This window comes from Kitasatospora sp. NPDC127111 (assembly GCF_042677465.1).
In the GTDB taxonomy this organism is placed as follows: domain Bacteria; phylum Actinomycetota; class Actinomycetes; order Streptomycetales; family Streptomycetaceae; genus Kitasatospora.
In genome coordinates this window covers 197,811-221,118 of sequence record NZ_JBHXTG010000002.1, presented here as the reverse complement: position 1 = coordinate 221,118, position 23,308 = coordinate 197,811, and the positions used below count along the sequence as shown (strand labels likewise).

Genomic DNA, 23,308 nt, shown 5'->3' with positions numbered 1-23,308 from the left:
GACGTGTTATAGCGCCTCACTCGGAGGGGTGGCGGGGCTCCGAACGCCCGCTTGACCCTTCGTTCACAAGCGCGCGAGCACCGCATGGGTGGGGCAGGGCGGCGGGGCGGCCGGGTGCTCAGGAACCGCTTTCCCAGACCCAGGCGGCGATGCCGACACGGTTCCGGGCACCGAGCTTCCGTTGGATGGTGGCCAGGTGGTTCTTCACCGTTCCGGCGGTGATGAACAGCTCCGAGCCGATCTCCGCGTTGGTCGCGCCGCCTGCGACGAGCTGGGCGATCTCCGCCTCGCGCGGGGTGAGTTCCTCGACCAGCACCGGACGCTGCTGGTCCTGCGCACTCCTCCAGTTCGTCCGCCCCTGTTTCTCCCGCTCCCGCTCCCGGACGTGTCCATGGTCATGCCCCTGCTTCGACAGCTGCCGCAGCAGCCGGACGGTGACCTGCGGGCTGATCAGTGCGTCCCCGGCGACCGCGGCCCGGACCGCCTCCGCGAGCAACGCCGGGCCCGAGCGCTTCAGCAGGAATCCGGCCGCTCCCGCGTGGATCGCCGCATGGACGTACTCGTCCAGGTCGAAGGTGGTCACCACGACCACCCGGAACTCCCGGCCCAACCGCCGGGTCAGCTCCAGCCCGTCCAGCCGGGGCATCCGGATGTCCGCGAGGATCACGTCCGGCCGCAGCCGATCGGCCTCTTTCACCGCCACCTGACCGTCCTCGGCCTCACCCACCACCTCGATGTCCGGCTGCGCGTCCAGGATGATCCGGTACGCGCTGCGGATCGCCTCGTCGTCGTCCGCGAGAAGTACCCGGATGCTCATCGATCCTCCAGTGGCATCGTTGCCGTCACCCGCCAGCCGTCCGCACCCGCCCGCCCGGAGGCCAGCGACCCGCCCAGCGCCTCCACCCGGGCTGCCAGCCCGGCCAGTCCGCTGCCGCCCCGGCGGGCCTCGCCCAGCCGCGGCCCGGACGGCTGCGGGCCACCGCCGTCGTTCTGCACCACGACCTCCAGCCGCCGCCCTTCGCGTCGCACCCGGACGTCCACCACCCGTGCGTCGGGTGCGTGCCGGCGTACGTTGGTCAGCGCCTCGACCACGATCCGGTAGGCCGTGGCCGCCACCTCCCGGGGTATGCCGGGCTGGTCCGCAGGGGCGTCCAGCCGCACGGTGGTGCCACCGGACTCGGCGAACCGGTCGGTGAGGGAGCCGAGTTCGGCCAGGCCGGGCTGCGGTCCGCGCTCCGGGCCGTCCGTGTCCTCGCCGCGCAGCAGGTGGACGGTCCGGTCGAGCGAGGCCAGGGCCTGCAACCCGGCCTTCTCTATCCGCTCGAACAGGGCCGCGGCGCGGACCGGATCGGAGGCGGCCAGCACCATGCCGGCCTGAGCCTGGGCGACCATGCCGCTGACGTCGTGCGCCACGAAGTCGTGCAGGTCGTGGGCGAGTTCGAGCCGCTGGGCGCGCCGGGCAGCGGCCACCGAGCGACGTCGGGTCTCGTCCAGCCTGCGCAGGTACAACCCGGCCAGCACGGCCGGCAGCGCGAACACCGACCCGAATCCGAACAGTGCCAGGGTGTCCCCCGGCCCGGCGACGGCCTCGAACCGGGACGGCCAGAGCGCGACCGCCCCGCCGATCGTCCAGGCCGCCGCCGCGGACCGCCGCCCGTCCTCGGCCCGCAGCGCCAGCAACAGGAGCAGGAGCAGAAGGGCGAGTTCGACGAGGCCGACCACGCCGGGCCAGCGGTCGGCCTCGACCCACCGGCCGGCGGCCCAGACGCCGACCGTGGCCGCCACGGAGATGGCCCCGGCCGCACCGGCCACCGCCACCACCCCGTGCCGAGTCCGCAGCGCCCAACCGAGCAACACGGCCACCGGTACCGCCAACGACAGGATCTGACTCATCATCGCCTCCTTCCCGGCGTCAGCGTACGGACCTGGCCGCCCGTCCGCCTGTGCCGATCGGCACATCTCCACACGCCTGCTGAGCAGCAGGAACAGCCCGATCGGCACTGCCACCCATCCCTCCCGGCCGCCAGGCTTGACCCGTCGGATCGGCCACCGGGGCCGGCCGGGAGGGGAGTCCACCACCATGACCGTCACGACCACCGGCGCCGGACCGTCCCCCGGGGCCGCTGCGGCAGCCCGTCCCGCCCGGGGCGCCCGGCCGGCCGGCACCGCGGCTCCCGTCCCCCGCTGGGCCGAGGTGGCCGCCAAGGCCACCGTCTGGACCACCGTGCCGTCCGGGCTCTGGCGGATCGCGTTTGGCCTGGGCATCCCGGTCGGCTTCAGCGGCGAGTTCGCCGAGACGGCCGCCCGGCACAACCCCGGCTGGGGCACCGCCTACGTGGTGGTGCTGAGCGCCCTGGCGGAGTCGCTGGCCTTCCTCACCGTCGGCCTGGTCCGCCCCTGGGGCGAGGTCGTCCCGCGCTGGATCCCGCTGATCGGCGGCCGCGCCGTCCGCCCGCTCGCTCGCCGCGATCGTCCCGGCCGTCCTCGGCTCCGCGGTGCTGACCTGGCTCGGCACGGCGGCCCTGTTCGGCGGCTGGCACAGCAACATGAGCGATCCCGACTCCCCGCACGGCGTGGCGGGTCTGGTCATGACCCTCTGCTACCTGCCGCTGATCGCCTGGGGGCCGCTCCTCGCACTCGTCACCTTCGCCTACGCCCGCCGCACCCTGGGGTACCGATGACGAGGGCGGCCGGTCACACCGGAGCGGGTTCCACCGCCTCGTCCTCCGCCGTCCGCGCCGCGTCCCGGGCCGGGGCGACGGCGGTCCGGCGGCCCCACTCGGTGGCCGCCAGGACGACGGCGCCCCCCAGCAGCGCGAGCGGGCCGAGGTGGTTGCCGGCCAGGGTGATGCCGAAGACCGCGGCCCAGAGCGGTTCGGTGCCGAGCAGCAGGCTCACCCGGGACGGCGAGGTGGTGCGGACGGCCCACATCTGCACGAAGAAGGCGAACAGCGTGCAGAGCAGCGCCAGATGCAGCAGCCACGCCCACTGGGCGGGCCCGTACGAGGCGGCGACCGTCCACGGCAGCGGTCCGGAGAACGGCGCGACGACGGCGAACACGGCGGTCGCGGTCGCGAGTTGGACCCAGGTGAGGGCCAGCGAGTCGGTGTCCCGGATCGACCGCAGACGGGACATGGCCAGCACGTTCACGGTCCGCACCACGGCCGCGCCGAGGACCAGCAGGTCACCCGGCGACGGCGCCTTCAGCCCATCGCCCCCGGTGAGCAGGGCGACCCCGAGCACCGCCAGTCCGGCCGCGGCGAGGAAGGCCCGCGGCAAGGGTGTCCGAGCGAGCGCGCTCTCCGCGAGAGGAGTGAAGACCATGGTGAGGCTGATGATCAAACCCGCGTTGGTGGCCGAGGTGTGCACCGCGCCGTAGGTCTCCAGCAGGAAGACGCCACCGAGCACCAGCCCGAGGAGCACGCCGCCCAGCCATTCCGACCGGCCCATCCCCCGCAGCCCCCGCCGGGCGACCACCCCCAGCAGCGGCAGGACCAGCCCGAAGCGCAGCACCAGCATCGCCACCACCGTCCCCGGCCCGGCCACCCGCTGGACGGCGAGAAAGCTCGACCCCCACACCACCGCGACCAGCAGAACGGGCACATCACGCAGGAAGGACGACGAACCGCGCATGAACAGGACCCCTCCGGAGCGAACGGAACCGACGAGGAGATTCCCGTACGACGTCGGACGGATCTCGGGCCAGGGCAGGCCCCCACCAAGGGCCCGCCATCTTCGCGCACCCGGCGGCCGGCGATCAACGGTTTCCGGATGCCGGACGCCGGCCTGCCGCCCGGACGCCGTCAGCGGGCGAGCAGGCCGTTGGCCTCCGCGATGGCCTCGATGTCGGCCGGCGTACCGGACATGACGGCGCGGACGTGCTCGGTGACGAGCTCGACCGGCCAGTCCCACCAGGCGGCGCGCAGCAGGCGGTCGACGTCCGCGTCGTCGAAGCGCCGGCGGATGGGCCGGGCCGGGTTCCCGCCGACGATGGTGTACGGCTCGACGTCGGCGGTGACCACGGCACCGGTGGCGATGATCGCGCCGTCGCCGATCCGCACGCCGGGCAGCACGGTGGCGCCGTGTCCGAACCAGACGTCGTTGCCGACCACGGTGTCGCCCCTGCTGGGGAGGCCGGTGACGATGTCGAGGGTCCGCTCGGTCCAGCTGCCGCCGAACATGGTGAACGGGAAGGTGGAGACCCCGACGGTGGGGTGGGCGGCGCCGGCCATCAGGAAGCGGGTCCCGGTGGCGATCGCGCAGTACTTGCCGATCACCAGCCGCTCGGGCCCGTAGGCGTAGAGGACGTTGCGCTCCTCGAAGCGGGTGGCGCCGTCCGGGTCGTCGAAGTAGGTGTACTCGCCGACCTGGATCCGTGGGTCGGTGACCAGCGGGCGGAGCAGGACGACGCGGTCGTGCCCGGCGAGCGGGTGGAGGACGGTGTGGTCGGGGACGGCGGCAGGCATGGAGCTCCTTGACAACTCAACAGCGAACGGTGCCGGCCGGAAGGACCGGCCGGCCACTCGAAATGCGACCCCAGTCGCATTAAGATGAGGATCGCATGGCGCCACCGCCCTCGCAAGCCTTAACGCGACTGGAGTCGACTTTGAACGAGGAGCCCCGGACCCCCACCCCCCGGCCCGGCGGGCGCAGCGCCCGGGTACGCGCGGACGTCGTCGCCGCCACGCTCGCCGAGGTCACCGAAAGGGGGTACGACGGGCTGACCGTCGACGCGGTCGCGGCCAGGTCCGGCGTGCACAAGGCCACCCTGTACCGCCGTTGGGGCGGGGTGGACGGCCTGGTCGCGGAGGCGCTCACCGCCTCCGCCGACCAGCCGTGGCCACTGCCCGACACCGGCGAGCTCGTCGGCGATCTGCGCCGGATCACCCACGAGGTCTTCGCCGTCTTCACCGATCCCGAGCTCGGGCCGACCCCGACCGCGCTCATCACCGCCGCCCAGCGCTCCGACGTCGGAGCGACCGCCCTCCGCGCCTTCTTCGCCGCCCGCCACCGGCAGGCCGCCGAGGTGGCCGAGCGGGCCGTCGAGCGCGGCGAGCTGCCCGCCGGCACGGACGGCGCCGAGGTGATCCGGGCCGCCACCGCACCGCTCTACTACCGCCTGTTCGTGACCGGCGAGCCGCTGGACGCCCGCACCGCCGAGCGGGCCGCCGATGTCGCGGCCCTGGCCGCCCGCGCCGGCCTGTTCGCCCCGGAGGCCGACTGATCCCGCACACGCGCGCCGAGGCCCCCGCACGCGCGCCACCCCCGCCGGCACCCGCACGCACGCCTGCACCGCACGCCCCCGCCGTCTACCGCATCCACCCCGCGGCATGGATGATGTCGCCATGACAACATTGCCGTCCACCACCCCCCGGAAGGCCCGTCACGTGAAGCGCAAGCACTGGGCGTTGCTCGCCGTCGCCACCGTCCTCCCGCTCGTCGCCACCACCGGCACCGCCGCCGCGGCCACCCCGCCGACCGCGCCCGCGCCGGCCACACCCGCCACCTGCACGTACACCCCGGCGGTGCCCGCCGACAACTTCAAGGGCATCCCGGTCTTCGACGCCAGAAAGGTCGCCAAGCCCTACAAGGCGACGCTGAAGACCAGTCAGGGCGTGATCACCTTCCAGGCGCTGACCGCGGAGGCGCCCTGCACCACGTTCTCGTTCCGCTTCCTCGCCGAGCACGACTACTTCGACCGCAGCCACTGCCACCGCCTCACCACCCAGCGGATCTTCGTCCTGCAGTGCGGCGACCCGACCGGTACCGGCAGCGGCGGTCCCGGCTACTCCTTCCCGGACGAGAACCTGACCGGCGCCACCTACCCCGCCGGCACCGTGGCGATGGCCAACGCGGGCCCGAACACCAACGGCAGCCAGTTCTTCTTCGTCTGGAAGGACACCAAGCTCTCCCCCGCCTACACCCCGTTCGGGCGGGTCACCGAGGGCCTCGACGTGCTGCAGAAGATCGCCGCCGGCGGCGAGGACGACCAGAACAACCCCGGCGACGGCTTCCCGAACCTCCGGGTCAACATCCGCGACGTCCGGATCAGCACCCGCTGAACGCCCGATCCACCCCGCCGCGCTCCCGTACGGTGGCAGCACCACTTCGAGGCCGTACGGGAGCGCAGCGCATGGACAGCAGGATCTGGGAGAGCGTCGACCACCTGGTCGCCCGGCTGGACGAGGACAGCCGGCTCTCGCCCCAGGAGGAGCGGCTGCTCCGGATCATCAAGCTGTCGGAGGAGGTCGGCGAGGTCGGCGAGGCGGTGATAGGGGCCACCGGGCAGAACCCCCGCAAGGGCGTCACCCACACCTGGGAGGACGTCCAGCACGAGCTGTGCGACGTGGTGTTCTCGGCACTGGTCGCCCTGCGCACCCTGACCCCGGACGCCGCCCGGGTGTTCGCCGACCGGCTCGCCTACGTCGAGCAGCGCTCGGCGGCCAGCCGCCGGGACGGCTGAACCACACCGCCCCCCGCTCCCGGCCGCTCCCGGCCGCCCCCGGCCGCCCAACTCCCCACCCCCATCGACTGAACCCCCACGCCCGGCAGCCGATCACCCGGACCCGAGTTCCGGAACCCGACCGCTCCGGACCGCGTCTCCCCTAGAGGGACGACCGGTTCTGAGCGGAGGGGGCTCATCGCTTTGAGCGGATACATTTCGGAACCCGAACGACTACCGATACAGGCCGGCCGGCTGGACGAGGCGGCGCGCAAACTCACCACGGCCAACAGTGGGTTCGGCGAGTCCGACGCCACCGCACGCCGCCACGCCGAATGGAGGGTCGGCGGATCGCTCGGCGGCTGCGCCACCCGTTGGGAGGCGGAGACCAAGCGGACGATCGAGGCGATGCGACAGCTCGCACAGGGCTTGCGGGTCACGGCGGACAACTACAACAAGCAGGAGGCCGCCGTCGCCGATGGGCTGCGCCGCGCCGCCACGCTGCTGGAGGGGAACGGCTGATGCCTCCCACCGACAACGACGGCCCCAACGGCCGCGACAAGGTGGTCACACCGGGTCACGAGCGCCGCTTCGACAAGCCGGTCACGGTGCCGCAGCTGCGTGCGTGCTCCCCGGACAGCTTTCACCGGGCCGCCGAAGAATGGGACAAACTGTCGTCGGCCGCCGCAGCGGCGCGCTTCGAAGCGGTCGACGTCCTGTCAACGCTCCAGGAGGGCTGGAGCGGCGAAGCCGCCGAGCTCGGACGTCGCTCTCTCGCCGACCTCATCGACGAACTGTCCATCGCTGAACAGGAGATGGAAGCCGCGAAGCTGACCCTGGGCAACGCCGCGGACGGCCTGACGCTGGCCCGGCGCTGGATGGCGGAGGCCGACGACCTAGCGCGGCAGCACGGCCTCTCGGTCAAGGACGACGGCGACATCGAGTTCCCCTCCTGGGCCGGCCACACCAACGACCCTGACGGTCAGGCCGAGGCTCGGCGCCTGGCCACTGTCGCCGGTGACGTCCGCAATCTGGTGAAGTCGGCCCTGACCTACGCCGCCGACGTCAGCGACACGGCCGGGAACGAGCTCGACCGCATCAGGAAGTCCGTCGACTACAACCGGCTCGACGAGTGGACGACCCGCGTCGTCGGCGAGGACCTCGCCGCTGCCCGGGACATGCGCAAGGTCTTCAGCGGCGAGGGCGGCGTCCTGCTCCCTCCGGACCCCTATGACCGGGGCGCCGGACCCTACAACTCCGAGGAACCGACCGACCGGGACCGCAAGCTCGCCAACACTCTGGGCGCGGGCATGATGGGCCTGCCCTTCGAGTCCGGCGACGTCAACGCGAGCGCCACCATGGCACACTACCTCTCCGGCACGGGGGAGCCGCTCGGGCTCGACGTCGAGGACATGCTGCGTGACATCCCCGACTTCCAGGACAGCGTCAACACCACCCTCGACGGCAACCTGCCCGGCTGGCAGGCCGAGGCGCTCGCGGAGTACCGGCGGACCGGTAAGCCGGTCACCCTGGTGCAGCAGACCGGCTGGCAGCCCATGTCCGCAACGCCGGAGAGCAGCAAGGACTGGTACTACGCGGTGGGCTCGTTCCACTACAACACACAGGCGAAGATCGAGGTGAAGCCGACCAGCCCGGGCGCCCCGCCGGAGGTGACGGTGACCTACCAGACCCACGTGCGGGACCGGTACAACTGGGACCACGGCAAGTCGACCGACGTACCGGGCATCGGCAACGTGACCGACGACGACATGCAGCGCCTGCACCGGACCGGCCTGGCCCAGGAGTTCGACATGGGCGGCAACAGCGACATGCGGACCAGGAAGCTCTGACCCGATGACCCCGCCACCGCCACCGCCACCGCCACCGCCACCGCCACCGCCACCGCCACCACTGTCATCACCGCCGCCACCACCGCCATCACCGCGGGCCCCGTCGCCCCCGCCGCGGCCGCGGGCGGTGTTGCTGCGGCGTCTAGTCGCCGGGTTCCTCGGGCTCTGCGTGGTGTTCACGGTGGTGGTGGTCGGGTGGGGTGTGGTCGCGCTGACACGGGAGCACGCCCCGCGCGAGACCGACCTGAGCCGGGCCGAACGGCTGGCGGGGCTGAACCACGAGCAGCATCCGGGCAAGGGGAGGTACTACGTCGCGGAGGACGCCGTCCTCGCCCGGGCCCCGGACGGCACGACCACCGGCTACCTGCACTACCGGCTGGGAGGAGGCGTGGACGTCAACGTGGACGACTTCCTGCGCACCTACGACCTTCCACGGCCCGGCGGCCCGGCACCGCTCCCGGAGGACCTCAAGGCGGCCTTGCCCGGCGACGAGCCTGCCGAGGCGGCCCTGCTGCCCGGGGATCCGGGGAGCAGCGGTCACCGGCAGATCTGGGTCGTGCAGTCGCCCGCCGGTCTCGATGGCGCCGGGGACGTCTACGTGCGCGCCACCGGCTGAGCGGCCCCCGGCGGTGTGTGCCGGGGGCCAGCGGGCGTCAGGCGTTCGGGGCGACCTTGGCCAGGCCGTTGATGATGCGGTCCATGGCGTCGCCGCCCTGCGGGTCGGTGAGGTTGGCGAGCATCTTGAGGACGAACTTCATCAGGATCGGGTGGGTCAGGCCCCGCTGGGTGGCGAGCTGCATGACCTTGGGGTTGCCGATGAGCTTCACGAAGGCGCGGCCGAGGGTGTAGTACCCGCCGTAGACGTCCTTGAGGATGCGCGGGTAGGCCTGGAGCGCGCGCTCGCGGCCGGCCTCGGTGACCCGGGCGTGGGCCTGGACGATGACGCCGGCGGCGATCTGGCCGGATTCCATCGCGTAGGCGATGCCCTCGCCGTTGAACGGGTTGACCATGCCGCCGGCGTCGCCGACCAGCAGCAGGCCGCGGGTGTAGTGCGGCTGCCGGTTGAAGGCCATCGGCAGGGCGGCGCCGCGGATCGGGTCGGTCATGTTCTCGGGGGTGTAGCCCCACTCCTCCGGCATGCCGGCGCACCAGGCCTTGAGCACCTCGCGCCAGTCCAGCTCGCCGAAGGCGGGCGAGGAGTTGAGGATGCCGAGGCCGACGTTGGAGGTGCCGTCGCCCATGCCGAAGATCCAGCCGTAGCCGGGGAGCAGCTTCCGCTGGCCGCCCCGGGTGTCCCACAGCTCCAGCCAGGACTCGAGGTAGTCGTCGCTGTGGCGCGGGGAGGTGAAGTACGTCCGGTAGGCGACGCCCATCGGGCGGTCCTCGCGGCGGTGCAGGCCCATGGCGAGGGAGAGCCGGGTGGAGTTGCCGTCGGCGGCGACGACCAGCGGGGCGCGGAAGGTCACGGCGCGCTTCTCGTCACCGAGGCGGGCGGTGACGCCGACGATCCGGCCGGTCCGGTCGTCCAGCACCGGGCCGCTGACGTTGCACCGCTCGTACAGCCGGGCGCCCGCCTTCTCGGCCTGACGGGCCAGGAGCTCGTCGAAGTCGGCGCGCTTGCGCACCAGGCCGTAGTCGGGGAACGCGGACAGCTCCGGCCAGTCGAGCTCCAGCCGGACGCCGCCGCCGATGATCCGCAGGCCCTTGTTGTGCAGCCAGCCGTTCCCGGTCGACACGTCGATGCCCATGTCGACCAGCTGCTTGGTGGCACGCGGGGTCAGGCCGTCGCCGCAGACCTTCTCGCGCGGGAACGAGGTCTTCTCCAGGAGCAGCACGTCCAGGCCGGCCTGGGCGAGGTAGTACGCGGTGGTGGACCCGGCCGGGCCCGCGCCGACCACGATGACGTCCGCGGTGCTCTCCACGGGGCTGTCCGGCTTCGTCAGGTCGGCTGCGGTTTCGGACACGGTGGGCACTCTCCTGGAGCTGCGGCTGGGGGACGGCGGCTGTCCCCGGCAGTCTAGTTGTCGCCCCGGGACCGGATCCGACGGCGGCACCCGCCCCGCGGCCGCGGCCGGGCGCGCGGGAACAGGCGCGAGCAGGCGCGCGGGACCCGTCCCGCGCGCCCCCGGCCCCGCGTCAGGAGACCTTGTAGGCCCGGTGCAGCGCCACGATCCCGCCGGTCAGGTTGCGCCAGGCGACCTTGGACCAGCCGGCCTCCTGGAGCTTCGCGGCCAGCGCGGGCTGGTCCGGCCAGGCGCGGATGGACTCGGCGAGGTAGACGTACGCGTCCGGGTTGCTGCTGACCGCGGTGGCGACCGGCGGCAGCGCGCGCATCAGATACTCGGTGTAGACCGTGCGGAACGGCGTCCAGGTCGGGGTGGAGAACTCACAGATCACCAGCTTGCCGCCGGGCTTGGTGACCCGGTGCATCTCCCGCAGCGCGGCGTCGGTGTCGTGCACGTTGCGCAGCGCGAAGGAGATCGTCACCGAGTCGAAGGTGCCGTCGGCGAACGGCAGGCTGGTGGCGTCCCCGGCGGTGAGCGGCAGCTCGGGGTGGCGCTTCTTCCCCTCGGTGAGCATGCCGACCGAGAAGTCGCACGGGACGACCTTGGCCCCGGCCTCCACGAACGGCAGGGAGGAGGTGCCGGTACCGGCCCCGAGGTCGAGCACCAGGTCACCCGGTCCGGCGGCCACCGCGTCGGCCACCGCCCGGCGCCAGGCACGGGCCTGGCCGAGGGAGATCACGTCGTTGGTGCGGTCGTACTTGGCCGCGACGTCGTCGAACATCGCGGCGACTTCGTGCGGCTGCTTGTCCAGAGAGGCTCGGGTCACGCCCCCATTGTTCACCCTGCCACCGCCCGTCCGGGCAAGGGGGCACACCGGACCCCCACCCGGGCCCCGCCGCGCCCCGGGCCGACCCGCCACCGCAGCACCGGCCGACTCCCCGCGCGCACCGGCCCGGACCCGGCTCAGTGCAGGCCGCGCCGCCCGCCCGCCCGGCGCTTGCGGCGCGAGCGCTTGCCCTGGGTTATCGCGGGCATCCCGTCCGGCAGCGCGCCCGCGGCGAGCGCGACGGTGGTGGCGAACCGTCCCTGGCCGGTGCGGATGGCGACCGCCCGGCGGTGCCTGCGGATCCGCAGCACGCAGACCAGGAAGAGCAGCCCGGCCACCGGCACGCTGATCCGGGCCAGCCCGACGCCGACCGGCTGCGGGTAGGTGTCGCCGCAGATCCGGACCGCGCCGGGGTCGTCGGCGGCGTGTTCCAGGCACACCGCGTCGCCGACCTTGGTGCCGTCGGCCAGCGGCAGCGCGGCCGCCGTGTGCGGCTGGCCGGCGGCGCGGTAGCTGACGGTGGAGTACGAACCGCCGCCGGTGGGCAGCTGGGTGACGACGCCGTCCACTCTCACCGGGTGCGCGCCGATCCGGTCGGCCTGCTCGGCCTGACGCCAACCGAGCAGGCACATGCCGACGGCCAGCACGGCGCTGAGCACGGCGGTGAGGTACCAGCCACGGCCCAACCGCGGGGAGCGCGGCGGGGGGACGGTCGCGGATCGCATGGTTCCTGTCCTGGCTTGCGTTCGGGGCCTGGGACGGGGCCCCGCCACCCGCGGGGGACGGGCGGTTGTGGTGAGGGTACGGAGTGAACTGACCGGGATCGTATCCGCTGGCGGGCCCTCAGGTCACGACGAAGGGTGAATCAGGCGGCGTGGCCGGGTGCGGAGTTCAGCCGTACACGGAGTAAGTCCCGCGGGCCGCACAGGAGTCCGGCTACCGACCGGTACGCGCGGTCAGCGCCGCCGGTGGACCAGCCGCCCGCCCAGTACGGTGGCCAGCGAACCACCGGGGCGCGGCGCGGCGTCACCGGGGCGCGGCGCGGCGTCACCGGGGCGCGGCGCGGCGTCACCGGGGCGCGGCGCGACGTCACCGGGGCGCGGCGCGACGTCACCGGGGCGCGGCGCGGGGTCGCCGGAGCCTCCGGGAGTGCCGAGCAGCCCGAACACCGCGAAGTCGGCCGGCCCGCCGACCGACAGCCGGCCGTGCACCGCCGCCGCGAGCGGCAGCACGGCGAGCGGATCCAGCGGACCCTCCGTCCCGGGCGTGCCGGGCAGCGCGGTCAGGCCCGAGCGGGTCACCGCCGTCCGCACGGCGGCGCGCTCGAACGGCCCGGCCACCGCGGTCACCCCGAAGCCGAGCATCCGCTGCAGCCCGCGCCGGGCGCTCGCCCCGCAGCGCGTCTCGTCGGCCGACCCGGTCAGGCCCCCCGGAACGGGTGCGTCCCCGATCTCCTCGCGCGGGTCCGGGTGGTACGCGCGTTCCAGCAGCCAGTGCCCGTACGGATTGCGCAGGCCGGGCGTGAGCAGGGCGTCACCCCAGTCCCGCAGCCGGGCCTGCGGGTGGGCGGCGGCCAGCCCGGCGTACGGGCCGAGGCCGGCGATCCGCCCGTCCTGCACCAGCACCGCCCCGTCGGCGAGCGACGGGGCGGTGGGGTCGGCGGGGTCGGGCAGCACCAGGGACGCCCGGTGGAGGGTCAGCACCGCGGCGGGCCTCAGGCGTTGTCGAGGATCTTCAGCTCGGGGTGCGCGGTGCCGCCCTCGATCGCCGTGGAGGCGATGTGCGAGGCGACCCGCGGGTCGACCGGGTCGTTGGCCGGGTCGTCCAGCACCCGCAGGTGCTGGTAGGTGGTCGAGCGCTGGGCCGGGACGCGGTCGGCGGCCCGGATCAGGTGGATCAGCTCGGTGAGGTTGGAGCGGTGCTTGGCACCGGCCATCGAGACGACGTTCTCCTCCAGCATGACCGAGCCCAGGTCGTCCGCGCCGTAGTGCAGCGACAGCTGGCCGGCCTCCTTGCCGGTGGTCAGCCAGGAGCCCTGGATGTGGGCGACGTTGTCGAGGAACAGGCGGGCGATCGCGATCATCCGCAGGTACTCGAAGACGGTCGCCTGGGTCGAGCCCTTCAGGTGGTTGTTCTGCGGCTGGTAGGTGTACGGGATGAAGGCGCGGAAGCCGCCGGTGCGGTCCTGCACGTCACGGATCATCCGCAGGTGCTCGATCCGCTCGGCGTTGGTCTCGCCGGTGCCCATCAGCATGGTGGAGGTGGACTCCACGCCCAGGCCGTGGGCGGCCTCCATGATCTCCAGCCAGCGCTCGCCGGACTCCTTGAGCGGGGCGATCGCCTTGCGCGGCCGCTCCGGCAGCAGTTCGGCACCGGCGCCGGCGAAGGAGTCCAGGCCCGCCTTGTGGATCCGGGTGATGGCCTCCTCGATCGAGACGCCCGAGATCCGGGACATGTGCTCGACCTCGGAGGCGCCCAGCGAGTGGATCACCAGCTGCGGGAACTCCGCCTTGATCGCCGAGAAGGCGCGCTCGTAGTACTCCACGCCGTAGTCCGGGTGGTGCCCGCCCTGGAACATGACCTGGGTGCCGCCCAGTTCGACCGTCTCCGCGCAGCGGCGCAGGATCTCGTCGAGGTCGCGGGACCAGCCCTTGTCACTCTTCGGCGGCACGTAGAAGGCGCAGAACTTGCACGCCGTCACGCAGACGTTCGTGTAGTTGATGTTGCGCTCGATGATGTACGTCGCGATGTGTTCGGTACCGGCGTAGCGGCGGCGGCGCACCGTGTCGGCGGCGGAGCCGAGCGCGTGCAGCGGCGCCGAGCGGTACAGCTCCAGCGCCTCCTCCGGGGTGATCCTGCCGCCGGCGGCGGCCCGGTCGAGCACGGCCTGCAGGTCGGTGCTGGGCGCATCGAGGGTGGTCGCTGCGAGCTCGGACACCTGGCGGCCTTCTCTCTCTCGGGTACTGCTGCGTGTTCCAGTGTTTCCGGAGGCTTCCGGGTACGGCCGAACCAGCCTACGCCAGGGCATTCCGGCCGCCGCGTCAGCCCGCTGCCTGCTCGCGTCGGGCCGCCCGCGAGCGCCTCAGCCCTTCTTCCGCAGCATCATGAACTGCTCCCGCCTGGTCAGGTCCATGCTGTAGCGGAGGGTGCCGTCGTCCAGCGCCATGATCGAGGGGTAGGTCACATCGCCGGGGACGCACTTGTCGCCGGGCGAGGAGCCGGTCACCTTCGCGGCGTAGGTGGCCTCGCGGTCGTCGGCGTCGGTGAGCGTCCAGGCGGCCTCGCACCAGGTGCCCGTCCCCGGCGTCTCGGTCCGGATCCTGCTCTTCCGCTCGCTCGGCGCGGACTGGACGATGGTGAGGGTGACGGTGGTGACGTCCCCGTTGGCGGCCTTGCGCTCGCCGACCCACGTCCCGAGGTACTTCGCGGGGATGATGCCCGGCCCCGGGTCCGTGGGGGACGCGCCGGGAGCGGGGCTCTCGTCGGCCGGATCCGTGCTCTCGCCGCTCGGCTCGGGGCTCCTCGAAGCCTCGGGGCTCTTCGAAGCGGCGCCGGGCGCCGTCGGGCCCCCGGCCGGGACGGTCGGCGCGGGCTTCGACGCGTTGGCGGCACCCTCGGCCTGCCGGTCGTTCTCCCGCCACTGCTCGACCAGCAGGTATCCGCCGCCCAGCAGCAGCACGACGACCAGCACGGCCGCGAGGGCGCCGTATCCCCGTCGGCCGCGCGGCCGCTGCGGGGGCGGCCCGTAGCCCGGTACCCCGGCCACCGTCGGCGCCGGGGCAGGGGCCGGGGCCGGGGCGGAGACCATCGGGGCCGACGCGTACGGTCCGATCGGTCGTCCAGACCCTCCAGGTCCCACGGGTCCTCCAGGTCCCACGGGTCCTCCAGGTCCCACGGGTCCAGGAGCCGGCGGGCCGAAGCCCGGCGGGACGGGTGGGCCGAAGCCGGGCACACCGGGAGACCCGGGCACGTCGCCACCCGGTCCGGCCTTCGCCGCCTCGGCCGCTCGCGCCGCCCTCGCCGCCTGCGCGACCGTCTCGCCACCGGCTGGGTCCTGGCTCCCGGGTGCCGGTGCCGGGGCCGACGTCACGGGGCCGGTGATCACCGGACCGCCCTGGGGCGGCGTGGGGGTCGGGGCGGCCGGGGGCGGAGTCGCGGCCCCGGGCCGCGGCGCGGCCGCCGGAGTTCCGGGAGGAGCTGCGGGAGCAGCGGGAGCAGCGGTCGCTGGCACGCTCGGAGCCACGGTCGGCGGCGGAGCCACGGTCGACGGCGGAGCCACAGTCGGCGGCGGCGGCACGGTCGCCGGAGCCGTCCCCGCCGCAGCCGCGGCGGCAGTCGTAGCGGCCGTCACCGCTGGGGCCGGCCTCGGAGCCGTCGCGGCGCCCCCGTCCCCCGCGGCCTCCGCCTCCTCCTCCCGCTCCCCCTCCAGGTCCAGCAGCTGCACGGCACTGCGCCCGACCGCCGCCGCGAGCGTCGCCGGCAGCCAGTCCCCGTGCCCCAGCCGGGCGGCGGCCGCGCCGTCGCCGTCCAGCCGCTCCCGCAGCTGCGCGGGCGTCGGGCGGGCGGTCGGGTCCTTGGCGAGGCAGTCGCGCACGATCGCGTGCAGCGGCCCGGACAGCCGGGAGAGGTCCGGCTCCTCGTGCAGCACCCGGTAGAGCAGGACGGGCGCGCTCACCCCGGAGCCGAACGGCTGGATGCCCGTCGCCGCGTACGCGAGCACGGCGCCGAGCGAGAACACGTCGCTGGCCGGACCGGCGGGCAGTCCGTTCGCCTGTTCCGGCGACATGAAGCCGGGCGAACCGAACACCTGCCCGGACTGGGTGAGCACGGTGGTGGCGTCCAGCGCGCGGGCGATGCCGAAGTCGATCAGCCGCGGCCCGTCCAGGGTCAGCAGCACGTTGGACGGCTTGACGTCGCGGTGCACCAGCCCGAGGCCGTGCACGTGGTCGAGCGCCTCGGCGAGGCCGACGCCGAGGGTCCGCACGACCGGCTCGGGCAGCGGCCCGAACTCCCGTACGGCGGTGGTGAGCGCGGGCCCGGCGACGTAGCCGGTGGCCACCCAGGGGTGCCCGCCCTCGGTGTCCGCGTCCAGCACGGGTGCCGTCCAGGTGCCGCCGACCCGCCGGGCCGCCGCCACCTCCTGGCGGAACCGGGCCCGGAACTCGGCGTCCCCGGCCAGGTCGCGGCGGACCACCTTGACGGCGACGGTCCGCCCGCCCGTGGTCCGGCCGAGGTAGACCCGGCCCATCCCGCCCGCGCCGAGCTGCCGCAGCAACCAGTACCGGCCCATCTGCCGCGGATCGTCCGCTGCCAGCGGCTCCATGCCCCACGCTCCCCTCCACGCCCGGCGCGCCCGGTCCCCGCCTCACGCTCCCGGAGCAGACGGTATCGGTCCGGGATCACCCGCGGCACGGGCTCACCGCCACGGAATGATCGTCAGATCATCGCAGTCTCACCGCGAACGGACCCGGCTGCTTCCGACCCGGCGTCAGCCCGTCCTCCCCACCGCCCCCTCGTACGCTCCCCTGCTGCTCCCCCGCCGCTCCCTCGCCGCGTCGTCGCCGCTCCCGGGGCCCCTCAGCCCGTCTTCCGCAGCGTCCCGGTGGGGTTGCCGGCCTTCGGGTCGGCGGAGGTGAAGCGGATCGTGCCGTCCTTCTGCAGGGTGAGCGTCTCCGAGTACGAGCCACCGGTGCAGGCGCCGGGGAAGGAGGAGTGGACCAGCCGCGAGGTGAAGACCAGCTTCTCCTCCGACGCCGAGTTGAGCGTCCAGGACCCCTCGCAGCTGACCGAGATCAGACCGGTCGTGGCGTTGCGACTGGTGGTGTTCTCCTGCCCGATCGCGGCCGGGCCGATGGTGAGCGTGGTGGTACCGGCCGGCAGCCCGTTCTCGGTCGTCATGTCCCCGCTCCAGGTGCCGAGGAAGCGCGCCGGCACGACGCTCGGGCCGGGCGCGGCGCTGGTGGCCGGGGTGGTGGCGGGCGTGGAGGCGACCGAGGCCGCGGTCGCGGGCGGCGAGGTCGGGGGCGGTGGCTGGGTGACACCGGTCGCGGCCGGGAACGTCGAGGCACCCGTGACCGCCCGATCGGACGAGTCCGTCCATCCGAGGAACCCGAACTTGACGGCGACGAGCGCCAACGCGGCCGCCGCCACGACCCCCGCGACCGCCACCGCCCGGTTCCTCCGCCGCTGCTCCGCCGTCCGCCGAACGGACGGCGCGGTCGCCATCGACGGCACCGCGTGCGCCCCCGACGCCGACGCCGCGGACGCCACCGGCCCCGCCAGCCCCTCCGACCCCTCCGACCCCGCCGACCCCACCGGCCCCACCGGCCCCGCCGACCCCACCGGCCCCGCCGACTGAGCCGGGAACCCCCGGTCGGCCGGCGCCTCGGAACCCACCGTGGGAGTCCATCCCGACGGCATGTCCACCGGGGACGCACCCGCCGGACCAGCCGCCAGGGCCGACCCGGCTCCGGCCGACCCGGCTCCGGCCGACCCGGCTCCGGCCGACCCGGCTCCGCCCTCCCCTCCCCCGTCGCCCTCCAGGTCCAGCAGCCGCACGGCGCTGCGCCCCACCTCCGCCGCCAGCGCGGGCGGCAGCCAGCCGCCCCGCCCCAGCCGGACGGTGGCGGCGCCGTCGCCGTCCAGCCGCTCCCGCAGCTGCGCGGGCGTCGGGCGGGCGGTCGGGTCCTTGGCGAGGCAGTCGCGCACGATCGCGTGCAGCGGCCCGGACAGCCGGGAGAGGTCCGGCTCCTCGTGCAGCACCCGGTAGAGCAGGACGGCGACGCTCACGCCCTCCCCGAACGGCTGGGTGCCGGTGGCCGCGAAGGCGAGCACCGCGCCGAGCGAGAAGACGTCGCTGGGCGGCCCGGCGGGCAGTCCGTTCGCCTGTTCGGGCGACATGAAGCCGGGCGAGCCGACCACGTACCCGGATCGGGTGAACCCGCTGGTGGCGTCCAGCGCGCGGGCGATGCCGAAGTCGATCAGCCGCGGCCCGTCCAGGGTCAGCAGCACGTTGGACGGTTTGACGTCGCGGTGCACCAGCCCGAGGCCGTGCACGTGGGCGAGCGCCTCGGCGAGCCCGACCCCCAGGCTGCGCACCGCCTGCTCGGACAGCGGCCCGAACTCCTTGACGGCGGCACCCAGCGCGGGGCCGGCCACGTAGCCGGTGGCGACCCAGGGGTGCTCGCCCTCGGTGTCCGCGTCCAGCACGGGTGCCGTCCAGGTGCCGCCGACCCGCCGGGCCGCCGCCACCTCCTGGCGGAACCGGGCCCGGAACTCGGCGTCCTCCGCCAGCTCGCCGCGCACCAGCTTGACGGCCACCGTGCGTCCGCCGGCCGTCCGGCCGAGGTAGACCCGGCCCATCCCGCCCGCGCCGAGCCGGCGCAGCAGACGGTACCGGCCCACCTGGCGCGGGTCGTCCGACCCCAGTGCCTGCATCCCCCGCACGCTCCCCTCACCCGCTCGCGCCGGCGGTGCCACCGGCGCTGTCGCGTGCAGACGCTACCGGGCGGCGGGCCCGGGAACCGCCACAACCTGTGGCGATTCCCGGGACCGGCGGCGAGTCAGGCCAGGACCGACGCGGTCACGGCGAGTCAAGCCACGACCGACGCCGTCACGGCGAGTCAAGCCACGACCGACGCCGTCACGGCGAGTCAGGCCACGACCGACGCCGTCACGGACTCCAGCAGCCGCAGCTCGACGTCCGGCGCGAAGCCGCTGTCGTGGGCGACCCGGCGGGCGAACTCGGCGACGCCGGCCAGCTGCCGCTCGCCGAGCGAGAAGTCCAGCGCCTCGCTGAAGTACCGTTCCAGCACCCCGGCGTCGAAGGCCTCCCAGCGCGCCGCGTGCTCGGCCACCTCCCGGGCCTCCACCAGCGAGAGGTCGCGGGACTCCAGGAAGGCCCGGTGCACCGCCGCCGTCAGCTCGGGGCGGCGCTCGGCGAAGTCGCGGCGGACGGCCCAGACGGCGAAGACGAAGGGCAGTCCGGTCCACTCCTTCCACATCGCGCCGAGGTCGTGCACCACCAGGCCCTTCGCCGCGGCCTGCCCCAGGTAGGCGCGCAGGGCGGGGTCGCCGATCAGCACGGCGGCGTCGGCCTCGGCGAGCATCGCGTCCAGGTCGGGCGGGCAGCTGTAGTACTCGGGCCGGACGCCTTCGCGCTCCTCCAGCAGCAGCCGCGCCAGTCGCACCGACGTCCGGCTGGTGGAGCCGAGGGCGACCTTGCGGCCGTCCAGTTCGGCCAGCGGCAGCTTGCTGACGATCACGCAGGACATCACCGGTCCGTCGCTGCCGACCGCGATGTCGGGCAGGACAAGCAGTTCGTCCGCGTGCCGCAGGTACTCCACGCAGGTGATCGGACCGATGTCGAGAGAACCGCCGACCAGCTGGTCGCTCAGCTTCTCCGGCGTGTCCTTGGTGAGATCAAGATCGAGCAGATTGCCGGTCCTGGCCAGGCCCCAGTAGAGGGGGACGCAGTTCAGGAACTGAATATGCCCGACCCGCGGCCTGACCGGGGTGTTCTCCCGGGGCTCCCGCGTTTCCGCATCCGGTACCGCCACTGAGCCGCTCCCTTGCTGTTCGTGCGCCTCCACGCAGCGTATGCCTGCGGTTCCGGAAGCCCCGCACCGGCCTTACGACACGCCCTGTCCGGCCCGCAAGTCACCCCTGGTCGTCACAGCGACCGCATGCTAGCGTTGCCCTCAGTTGCAGTTTGATTCCCCTTGCAGTACTTGAAGCCTGCGGAGCATGTAACCGCAGGCTTTTTGTAGTTTTTCAGCAATATCGAAAAACTCCGGACCCGTCCGGAGGCAGGGCGATCAGCGCAGCGGACCGGGCGCCACACGGTGTGGTCCCCAACACGTCCCTCGCAAGGAGAACGGCATGGCTCAGGGAACCGTCAAGTGGTTCAACGCTGAGAAGGGCTTCGGCTTCATCGCCCAGGAGGGCGGCGGCCCCGACGTCTTCGTCCACTACTCCGCCATCAACGCGAACGGTTTCCGCTCGCTGGAGGAGAACCAGGCGGTCACCTTCGACGTCACCCAGGGCCCGAAGGGCCCGCAGGCGGAGAACGTCACCGCTATCTGATCATCCTCTGATGACCTGATCGCTCGGGACCCCTTCGGGTCCGCCGGCGGCCTCACGGCCGTCACCATGAGCACAGAAGCAGTACCCAAGGGGGCCCGTCCATCGACGGGCCCCCTGCCTTTGCCCCCGTCAGCCCGGTCAGCCGGTCAGCGGGTGGCCGGTCAGCGGGTGGCCGGTCAGCGGGCGGCCGGTCAGCGGGCGGCTGGACCGGCAAGCTCGGCGCTCCTCGCCCGGACGGCGATGTGCCAGGATCCTCGGATGGACGAACCAACGATCCGCCGTCGGATCGATGACGACCTGCCGGGCTGCGTCGCGGCCCTGGCCACCGTCCAGGCGGCGGACCGCTACCCGGTGGACTGGCCCGCCGACCCCGCGGGCTGGCTGACGCCGGCCGGCCTGGTCGAAGCCTGGGTGGCCGTGGACGGTGACGAGGTCCTGGGCCATCTGGCCCTCACCCGCCCCGGAGCGGAGCTGGCCGCCACCCTCGGGCTGCCCGAGCGACAACTGCTGGCCGTCGCCCGGCTCTTCGTCGGCACCGCGGCCCGGCGGCGCGGGGTGGCCGTGCGACTGCTGGACCAGGCCGTCCTGATCGCCGGAGCCGAGGGGCTGACACCCGTCCTGGAGGTCGAGGAGGGCGCCGAGGCAGCCGTCCGGCTCTACGAGCGCGCCCGGTGGCGCCACGCCGGCACCTCGACCGCGGACTGGACGACGGCGGACGGCCGCACCGCCCGCCTGCGCGCGTACGTCGCCCCCGTGGAGGCCGGCCTCAGCTCACGGCCTTCCTGAGGAGCGCGTCGATCACGGCCTCGTCGGCGGCGGTCAGCTCCCGCACGGCGAAGGAGGTCGGCCACATGGCGCCCTCGTCGAGGTTCGCCCGGTCGCTGAAGCCGAGCGTGGCGTACCGCGTCCTGAACTTCTCGGCGCTCTGGAAGAAGCAGACGACCTTGCCGTCGCGGGCGTAGGCGGGCATCCCGTACCAGAGCTTCGGCGCCAGCTCCGGCGCAGCGGCCTTCACCATCTCGTGGATCCGCGTGGCGAGGACGCGGTCGGCCTCCGGCATCTCGGCGATCTTCGCGAGCACCTCGACCTCCGGATCCACCTTGGGCGCACGCGAGCCACGGCGCGCGGTCGCCTTCAGCTCGTTCGCGCGCTCCTTCATCGCGCTGCGCTCCTCCTCCGTGAAGCCGTCGTACTTCCCGTCAGCGGCGGCGGACTCGGCGGCGGACTCGGCAGCGGATTCGTCGGGCTTCCGGGTGGCGTTCATGGCAGGTTCCCCTCTGGCGGGACTGACGGCTCCGGTGCGTCCCATGCTAGGGATCCGCGATGACGGGGGCTTCCCGAAACCCGACCGGCCCACCCCGGCCGCACCCCTCCGCGCCGCCCCTGCGCGGGGCCGAGCACCTCGCCCGGTTCCTGCGGGGCGAGCCGAAGCCGGCCGACCACGACGCCGCTGGCACGCGCGTCCGGGGCTTCGTCTCCTCCGGTACGACCATCGGCCGGGTCCGCGTGGTACGGCAGCCGTTGATCACCCGCGCGTTGGCAGCCGAACCCTCGATCTCCCGCGGGTACGGTCGGTCTGGGTCCGGCGGGCCTCGGCCCACGAGGGCCGTCGGAGCTCAGCGTGGGGGCCGGCGGGACCTTCGCCTCGTGGGCGTGCACGAGCTTGATCGCGACCGAGGTCGACAGTCCCGATCTCGACCGGCGCCACCGGCAGGAGCTCATGGCGTGCGCCCCGCTCGCCGTTCCCGGGCCGGCCGCGCGGTCCGTCGGCGGCTACCCGAGAGGCTTCCAACTGGTGTACGGCGCGTTCGACTTCGCGGTGTCGCCGACCGGTCAGCGGCACTTCCTCGAAGGCGGTCCCCACGGCCGGTGGGCCTGGCAGCCGCCCGGGACCACCGAGGCGATCGGCCGGGCCATGGCCGACCGGTTGCAGCAAGGCCTCGCCGCATGAGCACGCCCGCCGAACGCCGTACCGCCCTGGTCGAAACGCTCGTCGCGGACGGCACACCTGACCGACAGCGCGTGGCGCGACGCGGCGGGAGCCGTGCCGCGAGGGCTGTTCGTCGGCTCCTCACGTCACCGCGGTGCCCGGGAGCGCGCCGACCGCCTACGGCACGGTGCTGTGCAGTGCGGCGCGCCCGGCCGACTGGGGGATCTCCTCCGAACAGACGCTCGCCACCCAGCGCAGCGGCGGTCGGCGGCTCGCCGTCGTCCCCCTCCCACGCTGCCGTCGCTCGTCCTGCGGAGGTGGCGACAGCTCGGGGTGGAAGCCGGGCAGCCCGTGCTGGAGATCGGCACCGGGACGGGATGGTCGAGGCCCTCGCGCGCATCGGCTCGGTGACGCGGAGCTGACGAGTGTCGAGTACGACCCCGTGGTGGCCGCGGCGGCCGGGGCCGCACTCAGGGCGGCCGGGTACGCTCCCCGGCTGGTCACCGGCGACGGTCTGCGAGGGGACCCGAGCGGCCGCACGGGACGACCGGTTGATCGCGACCCGCTCGATCCGGCGCATCCCCGTGCCGTGGCTGTACCAGGTGAAGCCGGGCGGCGGGATTCTGGTTCACGCTCTCCGGCTGGAGCTAGGCGTCCGGACTCGCGCTGCTCACGGTCACCGAACCGGGCCGGGCCGGGCCGCCCACCGGCCGCTTCCTGCCCGGCCTCACCAGCTTCATGCCCGCCCGCACGACCGTCCGCCCGGGCCGAGTCCGGCGCTGCTGGACGAGGAGGAGCGGGCGCGGGTGTCGGTTCCTGGACGGGGAGTTGGGTGGCCCAGCTCCCCGCCCCTCCGCCGAGCGGATGGGGGCGGGCGGGGAACAGCTCCTCCTGGACGTGGCCACGGGCTCGTACGCGCGGACCCGCCCTGATCCGGCCGGCGGCTGGACGGTGACCCAGCGGGGCCCCTGCGGCTCCGGGACCAGGTGGAGCAGGCGATCACGGTGTGCCAGAGCCAGGAGACCGGGCTGGGACCTGCCGATCCGAGGGGGCGGCCGACGGACCGGCGGGGGGGGGTGGGGGGGGCCGCCGAACACCCCCCCGGGGGGGCGCCCCGGGGGGGGGGGGGGGCCCGGCGGCGGATTTTGATCGGGAGAGAGAGGAGGTGGT

23 protein-coding genes are annotated in these 23,308 nt (G+C 73.9%); 10 read left to right on the top strand and 13 right to left on the bottom strand.

Going from position 1 to position 23,308, the window contains the following annotated elements; genetic code table 11:
- Positions 1-118: 118 nt before the first annotated feature.
- A complete protein-coding gene (locus tag ACFVHB_RS02810; protein WP_380314444.1) occupies positions 119-817 on the bottom strand; it encodes a response regulator in 699 nt (232 codons plus the stop codon).
- Entirely contained in the window at positions 814-1,893 is a 1,080-nt protein-coding gene (locus ACFVHB_RS02805) for a sensor histidine kinase (protein ID WP_380314443.1), read from the bottom strand. Before ACFVHB_RS02805 ends, ACFVHB_RS02810 begins: the two co-directional genes overlap by 4 nt.
- Before the next feature lie 602 nt (positions 1,894-2,495).
- Between ACFVHB_RS02805 and ACFVHB_RS02800 the strand changes: the two genes are divergently transcribed.
- Positions 2,496-2,681, top strand: coding sequence for a hypothetical protein (locus ACFVHB_RS02800; protein WP_380314442.1), 186 nt, complete (start codon positions 2,496-2,498; stop codon positions 2,679-2,681).
- Positions 2,682-2,694: 13 nt separating this feature from the next.
- Here ACFVHB_RS02800 and ACFVHB_RS02795 read toward each other — a convergent pair whose 3' ends face one another.
- Together ACFVHB_RS02795 and ACFVHB_RS02790 are read right to left on the bottom strand one after the other, a co-directional pair.
- On the bottom strand, positions 2,695-3,633 hold the full coding sequence (locus ACFVHB_RS02795; protein WP_380314441.1) for a DMT family transporter: 939 nt from the start codon (positions 3,631-3,633) through the stop codon (positions 2,695-2,697).
- A 170-nt stretch (positions 3,634-3,803) separates the two neighbouring features.
- On the bottom strand, positions 3,804-4,466 hold the full coding sequence (locus tag ACFVHB_RS02790; RefSeq protein ID WP_380314440.1) for a CatB-related O-acetyltransferase: 663 nt from the start codon (positions 4,464-4,466) through the stop codon (positions 3,804-3,806).
- Positions 4,467-4,606: 140 nt separating this feature from the next.
- Between ACFVHB_RS02790 and ACFVHB_RS02785 the strand changes: the two genes are divergently transcribed.
- From ACFVHB_RS02785 to ACFVHB_RS02760, 6 genes are all read left to right on the top strand, one after another.
- A complete protein-coding gene (locus ACFVHB_RS02785) occupies positions 4,607-5,224 on the top strand; it encodes a TetR/AcrR family transcriptional regulator (protein WP_380314439.1) in 618 nt (205 codons plus the stop codon).
- A 121-nt stretch (positions 5,225-5,345) separates the two neighbouring features.
- Positions 5,346-6,062, top strand: a complete 717-nt coding sequence (locus ACFVHB_RS02780) for a peptidylprolyl isomerase (RefSeq protein ID WP_380314438.1) — start codon at positions 5,346-5,348, stop codon at positions 6,060-6,062.
- 71 nt (positions 6,063-6,133) lie between these two features.
- Positions 6,134-6,463 carry a MazG-like family protein gene (locus ACFVHB_RS02775; protein WP_380314437.1) on the top strand — a complete coding sequence of 110 codons (330 nt, stop codon included), beginning with the start codon at positions 6,134-6,136 and terminating at the stop codon, positions 6,461-6,463.
- A gap of 183 nt (positions 6,464-6,646) precedes the next feature.
- Entirely contained in the window at positions 6,647-6,964 is a 318-nt protein-coding gene (locus ACFVHB_RS02770; protein WP_380314436.1) for a hypothetical protein, read from the top strand.
- On the top strand, positions 6,964-8,292 hold the full coding sequence (locus tag ACFVHB_RS02765; protein ID WP_380314435.1) for a hypothetical protein: 1,329 nt from the start codon (positions 6,964-6,966) through the stop codon (positions 8,290-8,292). The genes ACFVHB_RS02770 and ACFVHB_RS02765 overlap by 1 nt, the downstream gene beginning before the upstream one ends.
- A 130-nt stretch (positions 8,293-8,422) precedes the next feature.
- On the top strand, positions 8,423-8,908 hold the full coding sequence (locus ACFVHB_RS02760) for a hypothetical protein (RefSeq protein WP_380314434.1): 486 nt from the start codon (positions 8,423-8,425) through the stop codon (positions 8,906-8,908).
- A gap of 37 nt (positions 8,909-8,945) precedes the next feature.
- Here the strand turns inward: ACFVHB_RS02760 and ACFVHB_RS02755 are convergent, their stop codons facing one another.
- The 8 genes from ACFVHB_RS02755 to ACFVHB_RS02720 form a co-directional block, all read right to left on the bottom strand.
- Positions 8,946-10,256 (bottom strand): geranylgeranyl reductase family protein, encoded by a 1,311-nt coding sequence (locus ACFVHB_RS02755; RefSeq protein ID WP_380314433.1) that lies wholly within the window; start codon positions 10,254-10,256, stop codon positions 8,946-8,948.
- Between the two features lie 172 nt (positions 10,257-10,428).
- Positions 10,429-11,124, bottom strand: coding sequence for a demethylmenaquinone methyltransferase (locus ACFVHB_RS02750; RefSeq protein WP_380314432.1), 696 nt, complete (start codon positions 11,122-11,124; stop codon positions 10,429-10,431).
- A gap of 137 nt (positions 11,125-11,261) precedes the next feature.
- Positions 11,262-11,849: a hypothetical protein gene (locus tag ACFVHB_RS02745; RefSeq protein WP_380314431.1), complete on the bottom strand. Its 588-nt coding sequence runs from the start codon at positions 11,847-11,849 to the stop codon at positions 11,262-11,264.
- Between the two features lie 231 nt (positions 11,850-12,080).
- Positions 12,081-12,827 (bottom strand): hypothetical protein, encoded by a 747-nt coding sequence (locus tag ACFVHB_RS02740; protein ID WP_380314430.1) that lies wholly within the window; start codon positions 12,825-12,827, stop codon positions 12,081-12,083.
- Positions 12,828-12,838: 11 nt separating this feature from the next.
- Positions 12,839-14,062, bottom strand: coding sequence for a cyclic dehypoxanthinyl futalosine synthase (gene mqnC / locus ACFVHB_RS02735; RefSeq protein WP_380314429.1), 1,224 nt, complete (start codon positions 14,060-14,062; stop codon positions 12,839-12,841).
- A gap of 144 nt (positions 14,063-14,206) precedes the next feature.
- Positions 14,207-16,447 carry a protein kinase gene (locus ACFVHB_RS02730; protein WP_380314428.1) on the bottom strand — a complete coding sequence of 747 codons (2,241 nt, stop codon included), beginning with the start codon at positions 16,445-16,447 and terminating at the stop codon, positions 14,207-14,209.
- Between the two features lie 254 nt (positions 16,448-16,701).
- On the bottom strand, positions 16,702-18,561 hold the full coding sequence (locus ACFVHB_RS02725; RefSeq protein WP_380314427.1) for a serine/threonine-protein kinase: 1,860 nt from the start codon (positions 18,559-18,561) through the stop codon (positions 16,702-16,704).
- A gap of 215 nt (positions 18,562-18,776) precedes the next feature.
- Entirely contained in the window at positions 18,777-19,682 is a 906-nt protein-coding gene (locus ACFVHB_RS02720) for a menaquinone biosynthetic enzyme MqnA/MqnD family protein (protein ID WP_380314426.1), read from the bottom strand.
- Between the two features lie 322 nt (positions 19,683-20,004).
- On the opposite strand from ACFVHB_RS02720, the gene ACFVHB_RS02715 reads away from it, so the two are divergent.
- Positions 20,005-20,208: a cold-shock protein gene (locus ACFVHB_RS02715; RefSeq protein ID WP_238951231.1), complete on the top strand. Its 204-nt coding sequence runs from the start codon at positions 20,005-20,007 to the stop codon at positions 20,206-20,208.
- A 258-nt stretch (positions 20,209-20,466) separates the two neighbouring features.
- Positions 20,467-20,994, top strand: a complete 528-nt coding sequence (locus ACFVHB_RS02710) for a GNAT family N-acetyltransferase (RefSeq protein WP_380314425.1) — start codon at positions 20,467-20,469, stop codon at positions 20,992-20,994.
- On the opposite strand, the gene ACFVHB_RS02705 is transcribed toward ACFVHB_RS02710, so the two are convergent.
- Positions 20,975-21,367: an iron chaperone gene (locus tag ACFVHB_RS02705; RefSeq protein WP_380314511.1), complete on the bottom strand. Its 393-nt coding sequence runs from the start codon at positions 21,365-21,367 to the stop codon at positions 20,975-20,977. The genes ACFVHB_RS02710 and ACFVHB_RS02705 overlap by 20 nt on opposite strands.
- Positions 21,368-21,871: 504 nt before the next feature.
- Here ACFVHB_RS02705 and ACFVHB_RS02700 point away from each other — a divergent pair.
- Complete coding sequence (locus ACFVHB_RS02700) at positions 21,872-22,159, top strand: hypothetical protein (protein ID WP_380314424.1); 288 nt, start codon at positions 21,872-21,874, stop codon at positions 22,157-22,159.
- Positions 22,160-23,308: the final 1,149 nt, after the last annotated feature.